The 18,100-nt window shown below is 70.5% G+C and carries 1 protein-coding gene; it reads left to right on the forward strand.

Annotated elements, in window-relative coordinates; genetic code table 11:
• Positions 1-38: 38 nt before the first annotated feature.
• The gene (locus ACZ6SF_RS06520) at positions 39-18,059 is read left to right on the forward strand and encodes an amino acid adenylation domain-containing protein (RefSeq protein WP_466060947.1); all 18,021 of its coding nucleotides are present in this window, start codon (positions 39-41) and stop codon (positions 18,057-18,059) included.
• Positions 18,060-18,100 lie beyond the last annotated feature (41 nt).

Consider the following 18,100-nt stretch of genomic DNA (forward strand, 5'->3'; position numbering starts at 1 on the left):
ACTCTGTTCCCGACCGGCAGCCTCCGGACATCTTTCCATTGACCGCGGCGCAGCGCGGAATCTGGTTCGCTCAGCACCTCGCGGGGTCGTCGCCGATTTCGGTCGCGCAATACGTCGACATCGCCGGTGAGTTGAAACCGGAATTGCTCGCCGAGGCGTGCGAAACCGCCGACCGAGAATTCGGCGCGGGCTACACACACCTGATCGAGATCGACGGCGAACCGCGCCAGTACGTCGACCGGACCGGGGTACCGGTCTCGATCGTCGATCTGAGCCGCCACGACGACCCGGTCGCGACCGCGCACCGGCTGATGGTCGAGGACTACTCCGCTCCGCTGGACCTCATCGAAGACCATTTGATGGCCAGCACGATATTCCAGGTCGGCGCGGACCATTTCCTGTGGTATCAGCGGGCGCACCATATCGCGCTGGACGGATTCGCCGCGGTAACGATGCTGCACCGGATCACCGAGCTCTACAACTGTTGGGTAAACGGTGAAGAAGCGCCGCCCGCGACGGCGAAGTACCTGGGCGAAATCGCCGACCAGGATCTGGCCTATCGGGAGTCGGAACGGTTCGGCAACGATCGCCGGTACTGGACCGAGCATCTGGCCGGTGCGCCACCGGTGGTGAGCCTGGCCGGCCGGGTCGCCGAACCGACCATCCATCCGGCGCTGATCAGCACATCGCTGCCGGAGCAGACCGCCCGGCTCCTCGACGAACTCGTCCTGGAACGCGGCACCAGCGTCACACCCATCATCGTCGCGGCATTCGCCGCGTATCTGGCCCGGATGACCGATAGCGACGAGGTGCTGCTGAGCCTGCCGGTTTCGGGCCGGCATTCCGCGGTGCTGCGGCGCTCCGGCGGCATGGTGGCCAATGTGGTCCCGCTGCGGGTGCCGGTGGCCTCCCACAGTGTGGGCGAGCTGATCGACGCCGCCCAGGGGGAGCTGACCAGCGCGCTGCGCCGCCAGCGGTACCGCCAGGAGGACATCTTCCACGATATGGGGATCGCCCGTGACGAAGCGGCCTCGTTCGGCCCGGCGGTCAACCTCATGATGGTGGACAACGACGTCGTCTTCGGTTCCACCACCGGACGCCTGCATGTGCTGACCTCCGGTCCCACCGCCGACCTGTTCGTCAACATCTACCCCGGCGCGGGCCGGGAGAGCACCCATATCGATTTCCAGGGCAACCCGAATGTCTATACGCCGGAGGAACTCGCCGGTCACCATCGACGGTTCCTGATGTTCCTGCACGAATTCCTCGCCGGCGGAACGGACTGCCCGGTGACCGGTCTGCCGCTGCTGGCCGACGGCGAGCGTGCCGAACTGCTGCCGGTGCGGGGCCCGCGCGGCGGCGCCGCGCGGCTACTGCCGGATATCCTCGCCGACAGCGCGCGGCGCCACCGTGATGCCGTGGCGATCTCGGAGGCCGGGCGCACGGTCACCTACGGTGAGCTGGACAGCCGTTCCTCGCGGCTCGCGCGCCGGCTCGTCGCCCTGGGGTGCGGACCCGATACCGCGGTGGCCATCCTGCTGCGCCGCTCGGCCGAGTCGATTACCGCGGCCTGGGCGGTCGCCAAGAGCGGCGCCGCGATCGTGCAGGTGGACCCCGAGTATCCGCCCAGACGGATCGAGCACATGATCGCCGACAGCGGTGCGACGGTGACGATCACCGTCGACGCCCATCGGGAAAGCCTGCCGGACACCGTGTATCGGATGGTGCTCGACGACCCCGCCGCCCGGCGCGATGAGCAGGACCTGCCGGACGGGCCCCTGTCCGACGACGAGCGGATCCGCCCGCTGCGACCGGCGAACCTCGCCTATATGACCTACACGTCGGGATCGACCGGACTGCCCAAGGGCGTGCAGGTCACCCACGGCGGGCTCGCCAACCTGATCGCCGACCGCACCGAAACCTACGGGGTGGACGCGACCTCGCGGGTGTCCTATGCCCTCTCACCCAGTTTCGACGCCTCGCTCGAACAGTTCCTGACCTGTTTCGCGAACGGGTCCACCCTGGTGATCGTGCCGCCCGGGGTGATCGGCGGCGACCGGCTCACCCGGTTGCTCGAAGGCGAGCACGTCACCCATCTGACCCTTACCCCCGCGATGCTGTCGACGGTGGACCCGGAACCGCTGACCGATCTGCGGGTGGTGGTGGTCGGTGGCGACGTCTGCCCGCCGCATGTGATCGAACGCTGGACCCGGAACTGGACCATGTACAACGAGTACGGCCCCACCGAGACCACGGTGACCGCCTCCGGCGCCCCGATCCGGGCCGATCACGACCTGACCGTCGGCGGACCCATCACGGGCGTATCGGCGATGGTGCTGGACCGCACCCTGCAGCCGGTGCCCAAGGGCACCGCGGGGGAACTGTATCTGGCCGGGCCCGGGCTCGCGCGCGGTTACAGCCACCGGGTCGGTGAGACCACGGCGCGGTTCGTCGCCGACCCCTACGGCGATCCCGGGGAGCGGATGTATCGCACCGGCGATATCGCGCGCTGGACCGGTGACGACGGCGCGATGATGCTGGAGTTGCTGGGCCGCACCGATTTCCAGGTGAAGATCCGCGGATACCGGATCGAACCGGGTGAGATCGACGCGGCGCTCACCGGCCACGAGGATATCGACCTGTCGGTCACCGTGCCGGTTCGCAACAATGCGGGCGCGACGGTGCTGGCCTCCTATGTCGTGCCGGTCGCCGAACGGGTCCTCGACCCCGCCGAGGTGCAGCGTTTCGCCCGGGAATCCCTGCCGCCGCATATGGTTCCGGCGGTGATCGTGCCGCTGGAGAACCTGCCGGTGAACGCATTCGGCAAGCTCGATCGCGGCGCGCTGCCGGAACCGGTGTTCGGCGCGGTCTCGACCGGCCGCCCGCCGGCCAGCCCGCGGGAGCACGCGGTGGCGGGCCTGTTCGCGGATGTGCTCGGCGTGCCCGGTATCGGGGCCGACGACAGTTTCTTCGCCCTCGGCGGCGACAGCATCCTGTCCATCCAGCTGGTGGCGCGCGCGAAGACAGCGGGCCTGGCGTTCTCCACCCAGGACGTCTTCGAGTACAAGACCGTGACGGGTCTGGCCGCGATCGCGACCGAGGCCACCGAGACCCCGCTGCTGTTCGAACCGCCCGGAGGCGGTGTCGGTCCGATGCCCTCGTCCCCGATCGTGTACGCGATGCTCGATCGTGGCCATGCCGACCGCTTCGCGCAGGCCACCCTGATCGAACTTCCCGACGGCGTACAACACCCGGACCTGGTGCGCGCCCTGCAGGCCGTGATCGACCGTCACGATATGTTGCGGACGGTGCTGCGCGACCCGGTGCACGGCAACATCGAGGCCCGCGCACCGGGCTCGTCCGACGCCGGCGCGGCCTTGACCGAGGTGCGGCTGGACCGCCGCGATCCCGGCGAGGTGGACGCGCATCTGCAGGCCGCCGCGGACCGGCTGAACCCGCGCGAGGGCGCGATAGTCCAGGCCGTCCTCATGCGGGGTCCCGCCGGCCCCGACCTGCTGTGGCTGGTGGTACACCACCTCGCCGTGGACGCGGTGTCGTGGCGGATCCTGCTCACCGACCTCGCGCACGCGTGGATGCGGATCGCCGACGGCGCCGAACCCGATTTCGGTGCGCCCACCACCTCGTTCCGGCGCTGGGTGCAGGGACTGGTCGAGGAGGCATCGGGCCGGCGGGCGCCGGAACTGGAACTGTGGAAGGACATGGTCGGGCCGGGTGAACAGCTGCTGGGTTCGCGCCGGCTGGACCCCGAACGGGATGTCGCGGCCACCGCGGGCCGGGTCGAGACCCGGATCCCGGCCGATATCGCCGAGGCGGTGCTGACCACCATCCCGGCCCGGTTCCACGGCAGCCCCAACGATCCGCTGCTGGCGGCGCTGGTGCTGGCGCTGGGCGAATGGCGCCGTCGCCGGGGGATGCCCGATACCGGGGAACTCGTCTCGCTGGAGGGGCACGGCCGTGAGGAGCAGGCGGTGCCGGGCGCGGATCTGAGCGGCACCGTGGGCTGGTTCACCAACCGGTTCCCGATCCGGATCGCGCTGTCCGGCGTCGACCCGGCCGATGCGTTCGCCGGTGGCGCCGCGGCGGGCCTGGCGATCAAACAGGTGAAGGAACTGTTGCGCGCGGTGCCCGACAACGGCATCGGCTACGGGATGCTACGCCGGCTCGACCCGCTGGGCGGTGCCGAACTCGGCGGTGCACCGGACCCCCAGATCAGTTTCAACTATCTGGGGCGGGTGGGTGTCCGCGAACACTCGGGGGCGTGGACACCCACCCGTGACTTCGCGTCGCTCACCGCGACCAGCGACCCGCGGATGACGCTGCCCGCGGTGCTCGATATCAACGCGATCGCCGAACAGGGCCCGGACGGACTCGAACTCGACGCGACCTTCGAGTTCGCGGCCCAGGTGCTCAGCGCCGCGGAGGTCGAAGAGCTGGCCGAACTGTGGGTGCGGGCGCTGCGCGGTTTCGCCGGGCACGTCCGGTCGGAATCCGCGGGCGGGTTCACACCGTCGGATTTCGCGCTCGTGCAGGTCTCCCAGGACGATATCGACCACTGGTTGCGCGACCACCCCACGCTGACCGATGTGTGGCCGCTGACGGCCCTGCAGTCCGGGCTGCTGTTCCACGCGATCTACGACGACAGCGACGACGGATACATCGTGCAGGCGACGCTGACACTGGCGGGGGAGGTGCACCGGGACCGGATGCGGCGCGCCGCGCAGTCGCTGATCGATCGGCACGACAGTTTGCGGACCGCGTTCGTGGAGAGCCCGGACGGGTCGCGTCAGCTCGTCGAACAGCAGGTGCCGGTGGATTGGGCGTACACCGATCTCACCGAGACCGGCGCCGGTGACCGTGACGATGCGTGGCGGCGTCTGGCCGAGGCCGCCGCGGTCCGGTTCGATCCGGCCCGGCCGCCGCTGTTGCGGTTCCATCTCGTGCGCACCGGTGCCGCGGAATACCGGCTGCTGGTCACCAACCACCACATCGTGCTCGACGGCTGGTCGATGCCGCTGCTGATCCACCAGCTATTGGCGCTCTACACCGCCGGTGACGCACCGGCCGATATCGCCACCTCCCGCTCCTACCGGGACTATCTGCAGTGGCTGCACACCCAGGATCATGACGCCTCGCTCTCCGCCTGGCAGCGGATGCTCGACGGTATCGAGACCCCGACCCGGGTCACCGGCAGCCAGGATCGTGCCGTCACCGCCCACAACGGTGAGGTCGGGCGCAACCTCGACACCGCGTCCACCGCCGCGCTGCTGGCACTCGGCCGCTCCCACGGAGTCACTCCCAACACCGCGATCCAGGTGGCGTGGGCGCTGTTGCTGACCTCCCTGACCGGCCGCTCGGATGTGGTGTTCGGCAATACGGTCTCGCACCGGCCGCCGCAGATCTCCGGCGTCGACCAGATGATCGGGCTGTTCATCAACACCCTGCCGGTGCGGGTGCGGCTCGACCCGCACGAAACGGTCGCCGGCCTGCTGGAACGTGTGCAATCCGAGCAGGCGGCGATGCTCGACCACCGGCATATCGGACTGGCGGAGTTGCAGCGCGCCACCGGAATCGCGGATATGTTCGACACGGTCACGGTGCTGGAGTCCTATCCGCTGGACCGGGAGCTGCTGGCCCGCGACCTCACCGACGCCGGACTGCGCCTCGTCGACCTGGACGCCCAGGACGCCACCCCGTATCCGCTGAGCCTGCAGGTGAGCCCACCGAAAGCCGACCGCGACGCGGTCTCCGACACCGCTACGGCCGATACCCACACGGTGACACTGCGGTTCGCCACCGACCGGTTCGACACAGCGCAGGCCCGCAGCCTGCTGGACCGTTTCGAGCTGATCCTCACCCAGATCATCTCCGACCCCACCCGCCGGATCGCGGCCGTAACCGCGGCCCGCGAACAGGATCTGGTGTCGCCGACCGCCCCCGAGCGCCCGGCCCCGGAACTCACCCTGCGCGATATCCTGACCCGCACCGCGCGGGCCCATCCGGACGCGGTGGCCGTGCGGTCCGGTGACCTGCACTTGACCTACCGCGACCTGGATGCCCGCGCCGACCGGATCGCGGCCGTGCTGAGCGCGCGCGGCGCGCGTCCGGAATCGTTCGTCGCGGTGGCGGTTCCGCGGTCGGCGGAACTGGCCGTGGCGATCTGGGCGGTCGCGAAAACCGGGGCGGCGTTCGTCCTGCTGGACCCGGCCAATCCGCCCGAACGTCTCGCCGAACTACTGGCCGATTCCCACAGCCGCCTGGGCGTGACCGTCGACGCGGTCGCGGACCGCCTCCCGGACACCGTCGACTGGCTGCGCGTGGACGCCGGCGCCGAACCTCCGGCCGCCGAGATCCCGGTGCCGCTTCCGCTGCGTACAGGTAACGCCGCGTACGTGATCTACACCTCCGGGTCGACGGGTAAGCCGAAGGCCGTCCATATCGCCCATCACGGTCTGGCCGGGCTCGTCGCCGCGCAGGCGGCCGCCTTCGGCGCCGGCACCGGCGCCCGGGTACTGCAGGTGGCCTCGCCCGGGTTCGACGCGTCGGTCTCGGAGCTGCTGCTGGCGCACAGCGCCGGCGCCTGCCTGGTGGTCGCGCCGCCGGAGGTGTACGGCGGCACCGATCTGGAGGAGCTGCTGCGGTCCGAGGATGTTTCCCACGCGATCATCACCCCGTCGGTGCTGAACACGATGGACCCCGGGCGGCTGCCGGAACTGCGGACCGTGGCGGTGGTCGGCGAGGCCACCGGCCCGGACACGGTGAACAGGTGGGCGCCGGGACGGCGGCTGATGAATCACTACGGGCCCACCGAAACCACGATCTGGGCCACCGGATCCGACGACCTGCGCCCCGGTGAGCCGGTGACCATCGGCGGGCCCATCGCGGGGGTCACGGTAACCGTTCTCGATATGTGGCTGCGCCCGGTACCGGCCGGGGTGGCCGGTGAACTGTATATCGGCGGGCCCGGACTTGCCCGCGGATACTACGATCGGCCCGCCGTGACCGCGTCCCGGTTCGTCGCCGGCCCGCGATCCGGTCGCGGCGAACGGCTGTACCGCACCGGCGATTCGGTGCGCTGGATCCGGGTCGGCGGCCGCCCGGCCCTGGAGTACCTGGGGCGCGGTGATCAGCAGGTCAAGATCCACGGTCTGCGGATCGAACCGGGCGAGATCGACGCCCATATGGCGCGGTATCCCGCCGTGTCCCGGGTGGCCACCGTCGCGCAGCAGGGTCCGGCCGGGGAGCCGGTGCTGGTGTCGTATGTGGTGCCGGCGGCGGGTTCGGCACTGGATGTGACCGGTCTGCACGACGAGCTCGCGGAATCGCTGCCGCACTACATGAATCCCGCGGCGATCGTCGAACTCGACGAGATGCCGCTCACCCCGGTCGGCAAGATCGACCTCAACGCGCTGCGGCAGCGCACCTTCCGCGCCGAGAGCAGCCGGGGACGTGCCCCGTCCACCCCCGCCGAGCAGCTCGTGGCGGACCTGTTCGCCGAGGTCCTCGACCTCGGCACGGTCTCCGCCGACAGCAACTTCTTCACCCTCGGCGGTGACAGCATCGTCTCGATGCGGCTGGTCGCCGCCGCACGCGCCGCCGGGCTCGTGTTCACCCCGCGCGAGGTGTTCGAGGCGAAAACGGTTGCCGCGCTGGCCGCACTGGCCCGCACCGATACCGGGGCCGGATACGAGACCTGGACCCGGCTGCCGGCGGCCCGCGCCGAAGGCCGCGCCTTCCGGCCCTCGGATTTCCCGCTCGTCACACTCACCCAACCCGATATCGACCGGCTCGACCGCGACCATCACACCCTCTCCGATGTGTGGCCGCTCTCGCCGATGCAATCGGGGATCCACTTCCACTCCACCTACAACCCCGACGCCGGCGACAACTACACCGTGCAGACGGTGATCGGGTTCTCCGGCACCGTCGACGGCGACCGGTTGCGGCGGGCCGCGCAGGCCCTCGTCGACCGGCACGACATCCTGCGCGCCGCGTTCGTCGAAACCTCCGCCGGGCCCTGCCAGGTCGTCGCGGGTCATGTCGAGGCCCGGTTCCGGGAGATCGATCTGCCCGCCGACGGTACCGCACCGGCCGACGCCGGCCGGATCGCCGAGGCCGACGCGGCGACCGCGTTCGACCTGTCCGAGCCGTCGCTGATCCGGTTCACGCTGCTGCGCGTGGAATCCGGCGTGTATCAGCTGTTCGTCACCAACCACCATGTGATCCTCGACGGCTGGTCGATGCCGCTGCTGATGCGGGAACTGCTCGAATTCTACGGCGCCCCCGAACTGATCGACCGCGCCGAACCCGCCCCCTCCTACCGCGACTATCTGGCGTGGCTGGGCCGGCAGGACCATACGGCCTCCCAGGAGGCGTGGGCACGGGAGTACGAGGAGGTGGACGCCCCCACCCGCGTCACCCGCGGTGGCGGTGCGCCCGGGACAGCCACCGCCGGGGAGGTCCGCGCCGAACTGCCGCCGGAACGATTCGGGGTGCTGTCCCGGATCGCGGCCGACGCCGCCGTCACCGTGAATACGGCCATCGCGGCGGCCTGGGCGCTGAATCTGCGCATCCTGACCGGCGATACCGATATCGTGTTCGGATCCGCGGTCTCGGGGCGGCCGCCGGAACTGCCGGCGGTGGACCGCACCCTCGGCATGTTCCTGAACACGATCCCGGTGCGGGTGCAGCTGGATCCGGCCGAATCGATGCGGCAGCTGCTGGCCCGCATCCAGGCCCAGCAGGCCCGGATGCTGGACCACCACTACATCGGGCTGCCCGATATCCACCGCGCCGCCGGCGTCGCCGAACTGTTCGACACCGCCGTCGCCTACCAGTCGTTCCCCGTCGACCGCCCGGCCCTGCAGCGGCTCGTCGACTCCGCGGGCCTGCACGTCGACGAGATCAGCGGTGTCGACGCCACCCCGTACCCGCTGAGCCTGGTCGTGGCGCCCCGGCACGCCGACGCCGACGGCGCCCCCGGCCTGCAGATCACCCTCCGCTACCTGGAAGACGAATTCGACACCGACCGGGCCCGCCGCATCATCGACCGGTTCGTCGAACTGCTGTACCGGATGACGTGGAACCCGGCCGTACGGCTGGGTGAACTCACCCTCAGCGACGAACCCGGCCCGACCCGCCCGGTCCCGGCCGGCGAACACACCGGTCCCGCCACTCTCGCCGAGATCCTCACCGCCTCGGCGGCCGCCGCTCCCGAGGCGATCGCTCTCGAATCGGGTGACGCCCGGCTCACCTACCGGCAGCTCGACGACCGATCCAACCGGCTCGCCCGGGAACTGCTGCGGCATACCGGCGGCGCCGCCACCGTGATCGCCTCCGCGCTGCCGCGGTCGGTGGACGCGGTCGTCACCGTCTGGGCGGCCGCGAAGGCCGGGGTCGCGTTCGTGCCGGTGGACCCGAACCTGCCCACCGAGCGAATCGAATTCCTGCTGGCGGATTCGGGCGCCCTGCTCGCGATCACCGATACCGCCTCGCGGTCCCGGCTGCCCGGGAACGTCGACCGGCTGGTCCTCGACGACCCGCAGACCCTGCGCACCCTCGACACGCACTCCGCCGCGCCGATCGGGGACGCGGAACGCGGCGGCCCGATCCGGCTCGACCGGGCCGCGTATCTGATCTACACCTCGGGATCCACGGGCACCCCCAAGGGTGTGGTCGTCGGTCACCGCGGCCTGGCCGATCTCGTCGCGGCGCAACGCCGGATCCTCGACGCCGGACCGGATTCGATCGTGCTGCAGGTCGCCTCGCCCAGTTTCGACGCCTCGATCTTCGAACTGCTCATGGCACACGGCTGCGGCGGCCGGCTCGTCGTCTCCCCGCCCGATGTGTACGGCGGCCGTGAGCTGGCGGCGCTGATGCAACGCAGCCGGGTTTCGCACACCATCATCACGCCTTCGGCGCTGGCCACCGTCCCCGACGACGGGCTCGACACGCTGCGGGTGCTGGCCACCGCCGGTGAACCGGTCGGCCCGGAGCTCGTCGACCGGTGGGCGCCCGGACGCACCATGGTCAACCTGTACGGGCCCACCGAATCCACCATCTGGGCCACCGCGAGCGAACCCATGATCCCCGGGGCGCCCATCACCATCGGCACTCCGGCCGGGCCCGTCGCGGCCGCCGTCCTCGACAGCTGGTTGCGGCCGGTGCCGGTGGGTGTGGCCGGTGAACTGTATCTGTTCGGCTCCGGCCTCGCCGAAGGCTATACCGGCCGTGGCGGGTTGACCGCCGCGCGGTTCGTGGCGTGCCCGTTCGGCGCCCCGGGCGCCCGCATGTACCGCACCGGCGACGTGGTCCGCCGCACCGGCGCCGGCGATTTCGAATTCCTGGGCCGCAACGACTTCCAGGTGAAGATCCGCGGTACCCGTATCGAACTCGGTGAGATCGACGCCGTGCTCGCCGCCCGCGACGATATCGCGTTCGCGGTCACCGTCCCCCGCGGGACCGAGGGCCGCCCCGCCATGTTGGTGTCCTATGTGGTGCCCACCGCCGGCGCGGACCCCTCCGGCGACGAACTGAGCGCGATCCTCGCCGAAGCGCTACCGACCTATATGGTCCCCGCCGCGGTCATGCTGCTCGACGACATCCCGCTCACCGCCACCGGGAAACTCGACCGGGACCGGCTGCCCGAACCGGTATTCGCCGCCCGCGAGTTCAAGGCACCCTCCTCGTGGGTGGAGGAAACGGTCGCCGAGGCCTTCGAGCAGGTGCTCGGCGTCGACCGGGTGGGCGCCGACGACGATTTCTTCTCCCTCGGCGGCGATTCCCTGACCGCGTCGCTGGTGGTGGCGCGGGTCGGCGCCGCCCTCGATATCCGGGTGCCGGTCCGGGTGGTGTTCGAATCGCCCACCGTCGCGCGACTGGCCGAACATGTCGGCACGCTCACCACCGGCGGCCGGGTACCGCTGACCGCGGGTGCCCGCCCCGACCCGGTTCCGCTGTCACTGGCCCAGCAACGGATGTGGTTCCTGAACCGGTTCGAACCGGAATCGGCGGCCTACAACATTCCGGTGATGCTGCGGCTGTCCGGACAACTGGACACCGGCGCGCTGGCGGCCGCGCTGGAAGACGTCATCGCGCGCCACGAAGTGTTACGGACCATCTACCCGGAAACCGGCGGCGAACCCCGCCAGGAGGTACTCGACGAACCCCGGATGCCGGTCGAACCGGTACCGGTGGGCGCCCACGACGCCCCCGAGGTGGTCGGCCGGTTCGTGCGACGCGGATTCGACGTCACCGCCCAGGTTCCCATGCGGGTGGGCCTGTTCGAGATCGGCGCCGGCCGCGGCGACGACGGACACTACCTGCTGGTGCTGGTGGTCCACCATATCGCCGGCGACGGCCAGTCGATGGGACCGCTGGCCCGCGATGTGATGGTCGCCTACGCCGCCCGCGTCGCCGGGCAGGCACCGGCGTGGGAACCGCTCGCGGTGCAATACGCGGACTTCGCGCTGTGGCAGCGCCGGATGCTCGGCGCCGCCGACGATCCCGCCTCGCTCATGTCGGCGCAACTGGACTTCTGGCGGTCCACCCTCGCAGGCGCCCCCGACCGGCTGGATCTGCCCGCCGACCGGCCGCGCCCGGCCGTGGCGTCCCTGTCGGGCGGCCGGGTCCCGGTGGAGATCGGCGCCGGCCTGCACCGCAGGCTCCAGGATGTGGCCCGATCCCGCGGGTCGTCGCTGTTCATGGTGTTGCACGCGGCGCTGGCGGCGCTGCTGGGCCGGTTGAGCGGCAGCGACGATATCGTCATCGGCACCCCGGTGGCGGGCCGCGGCGAACCCGGACTCGACGATCTGGTCGGGATGTTCGTCAACACCCTCGCGCTGCGCACCCCTGTCGACCCCGCCGAACCCTTCGCGGATCTGCTGACCCGGACCCGGGAAACCGACCTGCAGGCGTTCGAGCACGCCGATGTGCCGTTCGAGCGGGTCGTGGAGGAGCTGAACCCCGAACGCTCGGCCTCCCAGCATCCGCTGTTCCAGGTGGCGCTGGCATTCCAGAACCTGGCCACGGTGGACGTCGTACTGCCCGATGTCGTGGTCTCCCGCGCCGACGTCGACACCGGGATGTCGCAGTTCGATCTGCAGTTGATCATCTCCGACACCTACGGTGACACCGGCGCACCCCAGGGCCTGTCCGGCACCATGATGTACGCCACCGATCTGTTCGACGAGGCCACCGCCGCCGGGTTCATCCAGCGGCTCGTCCGGATCCTGGAAACCGTCGCCGACGATCCCGGTGTCGCGGTCGGCGATATCGACTGGCTCGACGCCTGCGAGCGGTCCTCGCTGACCTCGCGGGTCGGCACCCCGGTCGCGTCGCGGCCCGAACTGCTGCCCGAGGTCTTCGCGACCGCTGTGCGCGCCAATCGTGACGGTCACGCCGTCGTCTCCGGCCGCACCGCTCTCACCTACGCCGAACTCGACACCCGCTCCAACCGGCTGGCCCGGCTGCTTATCGAGCGCGGCGCCGGACCGGAGACCCGGGTCCTGATGGCCGCCACCCGCTCGGTGGAATCGGTGCTCGGCTGGTGGGCGATCGTGAAAACCGGCGCCGTGTACGTACCGGTGGATCCGCGCTACCCGGACAGCCGTATCGAGCAGATGGTGGCCGACTCCGGTGCGGCACTGGGTGTCACCGTCTCGCGGGCGCGTGCCGAGATGCCCGGCGCCGTGGACTGGCTGCTGCTCGACGACCCCGCCACCGAGACCCGGCTCGCGGCGCTGTCCGGCGGACCGGTCACCGACCGCGACCGGATCCGCCCGCTACGCCTCACCAACACCGCCTACATGATCTTCACCTCCGGTTCCACCGGCGTCCCCAAGGGCGTGGCGGTCACCCACGCCGGGGTCGCCGGATTCCTCGCCGCCCAGCGCACGGGCACGACCCTGGGCCAGAGATCGCGGGTCCTGCATTTCGCGTCCCCGTCGTTCGACGCCTCCCTGCTGGAGATCTTCATGGCGATCGGCCGCGCGGCCGCCCTGGTCATCGCGCCGGCCCGGATGTACGGCGGCGGCGAACTGGCCGAATTCCTGCATACGCAGCGGATCACGCACGCCTTCGTCACCCCCGCCGCGCTCGCCTCGGTGGATCCCGCGGGTCTCGACGACCTGCAACTGGTGATGTCCGGCGGCGACGAGGTCCCCGCCGATCTGATCAACCGGTGGGCCGGCACCGACAGCGCCCACGCCCGCCAGTTCCGCGTGCTGTACGGACCCACCGAGACCACCATCGTCGCCACCGGCACCGAACCGGTCGAGCCCGGCGAACGCCCCACCATCGGCACCTCGCTACCCGGTATGCAGGCCCTGGTCCTCGACACCCGGCTGCACCCGGTACCGGTCGGCGTCGCCGGCGAACTGTATCTGGCCGGTCCGGCCCTGGCCCGCGGATACTCCCACCGCCCGGCCACCACCGCCGAACGTTTCGTGGCCGCCCCGTTCGGGGAGCCCGGCCGCCGCCTGTACCGCACCGGGGACGTGGTGCGCTGGAACTCCGACGGCAATCTGGAGTTCGTGGGCCGCAACGACTTCCAGGTGAAGGTCCGCGGTTTCCGCGTCGAACTCGGCGAGATCGACGCCCGGCTCGGCGCCCGCGACGACATCTCCTTCGCCGTCACGGTGCCGCTACGCGAGGACACCGGCCCGGTCAAACTCGTGTCCTACGTCGTCCCCGCCCCCGGCACCGTTCCCACCCCGGAAGAGCTGACCGTCGCCCTCGCCGCGGAGGTCCCGTCCTATATGGTCCCGGCCGCGGTGATGCTGCTGGACGCGGTGCCGCTCTCACCCAACGGCAAACTCGACCGCCGGGCCCTGCCCGAACCCGTCTTCCAGGCCCGCCCGTTCCGGGCACCGTCCTCACCGGTGGAGGAGATCGTGGCCGGTGTCTTCACCGAGGTCCTCGGCCTCACCGCCCCGGTCGGCGCCGACGACGACTTCTTCGAACTCGGCGGCAACAGCCTGGTGGCGACCCGGGTCGCCGCCCGCATCGGCGCGGCACTCGATGTCACGGTGCCGGTGGCCATGATCTTCGAGGCGTCGACCGTGGCCCGGTTCGCCGCCCGCATCGAATCGCACGCCGACAGCGGCCGGATCAAGCTCACCGGTCTCGCCCGCCCCGACACCATCCCGCTGTCCTACGCACAGCAGCGCATGTGGTTCCTCAACCGGTTCGAACCCGACTCCGCCGCGTTCAGCATCCCCATCGTCATCCGGCTCTCCGGAGCCCTGGACCTCGACGCCCTGCACGCGGCGCTCGACGACGTGGTGACCCGGCACGAGGTGCTGCGCACCGTCTACCCGCAACGTGACGGCGAACCGGTGCAGCTGGTGCTGCCCGGCTCCGAATCGGTACCGCGCCTGGGCGTAACCGCCACCACCGAACCGGACCTGCCCGCCGCGGTGACCGCGTTCGTCTCACAACCCTTCGACGTCACCACCGAAGTGCCCTTCCGGGTACGGCTGTTCGACCTCGGGCACGACGAATGGGTCCTCGCCGTGGCCATGCACCACATCTCCGGCGACGGATCGTCACTCACACCGCTGGCCGGCGATATGATGACCGCCTACGCGGCCCGCATACAGGGCGACGCCCCCGACTGGTCACCGCTGGCCGTGCAGTACGCCGATTTCGCGATCTGGCAGCGCGCCGTGCTCGGTTCGGAATACGAGCCGGATTCGCTGCTGCACGCGCAGATCGACTACTGGACCACCCAGCTGGCCGGCGCGCCGGCGGTCCTGGAACTGCCCACCGACCGGCCACGGCCCGCGGTCCAATCCTATTCGGGCGCCACCGTCCCGCTCACTATCGACGCCGGCCTGCACGCCGGGCTCGACCGTATCGCCCGCGCCCACAACGCCACCCTGTTCATGGTGTTCCACGCGGCGCTGGCGGCCGCCCTGTCCCGGCTCTCCGACAGCAGCGACGTCGCGATCGGCACCCCCTACGCCGGCCGCGGCGAACCCGAACTCGACCCGCTGATCGGCATGTTCGTCAACACCCTGGTCCTGCGCACCCGGCTCGACCCCGATATGTCGTTCACCCGCTTCATCGACCATGTGCGGGGTACCGACCTGGCCGCCTTCGGGCACGCCGACGTTCCCTTCGAGCGGCTCGTCCAGGAACTCAACCCGGTCCGCTCGCACGCCCACCACCCGCTGTTCCAGGTGCTGCTGGCGTTCCAGAACCTCGGCACCACCGATTTCGAACTCCCCGGACTGTCGGTTTCGGCCGTCGAAGCCGATACCGGGACCTCCCTGTTCGATCTGCAGGTGACCGTCTCCGACACCTACGATCCCACCGGCGCCCCCGCCGGACTCACCGGCGGCATCACCTACGCCACCGACCTGTTCGACTCCGGCACCGTCACGGCGCTCGTCGAGCGCCTGCACCGGCTGCTCGACGCCATGGTCGCCGACCCCGCCCAGCCCGTCTACGAAGTCGACCTGCTCACCTCCGCCGAACGCGAGACCGAACTGGTGCGCTGGAACGCGACCGATCGGGCTCTCGATCCCACCGAAACCCTCGCCTCGGTCTTCGCCGCCGCCGTCCGGGAACACACCGACCGCACCGCCGTGGTCTCCGGCGTCGAAGCCCTGACCTACGCCGAGTTCGCCGCCCGCGTCAACCGGCTGGCACGGTGGTTCATCGCCCGCGGCGTGGGCCCGGAATCACTGGTCGCACTGCGGATGCCGCGTTCGCTGGACCAGGTGACCGCGATGTACGCCGTCCACGCCGCCGGCGGCGGCTACGTACCGGTCGACCCGGACCACCCCGCCGAACGGATCGACTACATGCTGGCCACCGCGCAACCGGTGGTGGTTCTGACCTCCCTCGGCGGAATCGACCTCACCGGATACGACGACACACCTGTCACCGACCGCGACCGGATCACCCCGCTACGCCCCGACAACACGGCCTATGTGCTGTTCACCTCCGGATCCACCGGCCGCCCGAAAGGTGTCGCCGTCTCACACGCGGCCGTCCTGAACCAGCTGCGCTGGATCAACGGAACCTACGGTGTCACCCCGGACGATATCGTCCTGCAGAAGACCCCCGCGACCTTCGACGTCTCGGTGTGGGAACTGTTCGCGACCCTGGCCGCGGGCGCCCGCATGGTGATCGCCGCCCCCTACGGTCACACCGATCCCGCCTATCTCGCCGAAGCCATCGCCGGACACCGGGTCACCATGACCTCCTTCGTCCCGTCCATGCTGGCCGCGTTCGCCGACGCCGCGCCCGAACACTCACTGGACACCTTGCGCGCGCTGCTCGTCGGCGGCGAGGCGTTCGGCGCGGAAGTCGTCGCCGCCGCCCGGCGAGTGGTCCCCGGGGTCACCCTGCACAACCTCTACGGGCCCACCGAATTCACCCTGCACGCCACCGCACACGAGGTGACCGGCGCCGACCATGGCAGTATCCCCATGGGCAGGCCCGTCTGGAACGTCCGCGCCTACATACTCGACGCCCGGCTGCGCCCGGTGCCGCCCGGCGTCGCGGGCGACCTCTATCTCGCGGGCCCGCAGATCGCGCGCGGCTACCAGGCCCGCCCCGGCCTCACCGCGGAACGTTTCGTCGCCGACCCCTTCACCCCGGGCGCGCGGCTCTACCGCACCGGCGACCTGGCCCGCAGGCTGCCCGACGGGGAACTGGAGTATCTGGGCCGCACCGATTTCCAGGTCAAACTCCGCGGCCTGCGCATCGAGCTGGGTGAAATCGAAGCCGTGCTCGCCGAACACGACTCCGTCGCCCGGGCCATCGTGTCCGTGCACAGCGGACACAGCGGCGACCACCTCGCCGGCTACCTCGTCCCCGCCGCCGGCGCCACCCTCGACACCGACACCGTCCTCGCACACGCGGCCACCGAACTCCCCGGCTATATGGTGCCGACCACGGTGATGGTCCTGGACACGGTGCCCCTCACCGCCTCCGGCAAACTCGACCGCAAACAACTCCCGGAACCGGAATTCACGGCGGGGGAGTACCGGGCCCCGTCGTGGTGGCTGGAAGCCGAGGTCACCTACGCCTTCCAGCACGTCCTGGGGGTGGAGCGAGTCGGCGTAGACGACGACTTCTACGCTCTCGGCGGTAATTCGCTGCGCTCGGTGCAGGTGGTGAGCGAACTGAAGAAGGAACTCGACTACGAGGTCCCCGTCGGCTGGATGCTGTCGGACCCGCGGCCCGCCGATCTCGCCAAACGGATCGATTCCGGAATGCGCTCCGGGCACAGCGAACCCGGCGCGGGCGGCGTCTTCGACGTCCTGCTCCCGATCCGCACCGGCGGCGACCTGCCACCGCTGTTCTGCATCCACCCCGCCTCCGGCCTGTCCTGGTGCTACCGGCCGTTCGACGAGTATCTGTCCGGTGACCGGCCGATCTACGGCCTCCAGGCCCCCCAGATCAGCGGTACCGAACCCGGACCGGCGACAATCGAGGACACCGCCCGCCGCTACCTCGACGAGATCCGCACGGTCCAGCCGCACGGCCCCTACCACCTGCTCGGCTGGTCGCTGGGCGGCCAGATCGCCTACGCGATGGCCGCCGAGATCCGCGCCGCCGGTGAGGAGGTCGCCCTGCTGGCCCTGCTCGATTCCGAGGCCGACGGCTTCGACCCCTCCGAAGTCCTCACCGTGACCGCCGGCGAACTGGTCAGCAATCTGGGCCCGGTCCTGGGCATCGACTTCGTGGACGAGAACGCCACCGCGCAGGAGGCCGCCGACCTCATCGAGCAACACCTCGGCGGGGCCCTCGGCGTGGACGCCGCGATGATCGAACGGATGACCGCCGCCTACAACCGGTCCATGCGCGCCGCCGCCGACTGGCGGCCACCGGTGGTGGACACCGACCTGCTCTACTTCACCGCGACCCGGGACCGGCGCGCCGATGCCAGGGGATACGAGGGATGGGAGCCGCTGGTACGGGGCGAACTCACCGACGTCGAGATCGACTCCACCCACCTCGCCATGACCGAACCCGCGGCGGTCGCCCGGATCGCCCGGGTTCTGAATACGCTGCTCGATTCCTGAACACCGGCGCGTCGTCGACGACGCGAGACATAGACCCGTCG

Source organism: Nocardia sp. NPDC049935 (genome assembly GCF_055586645.1).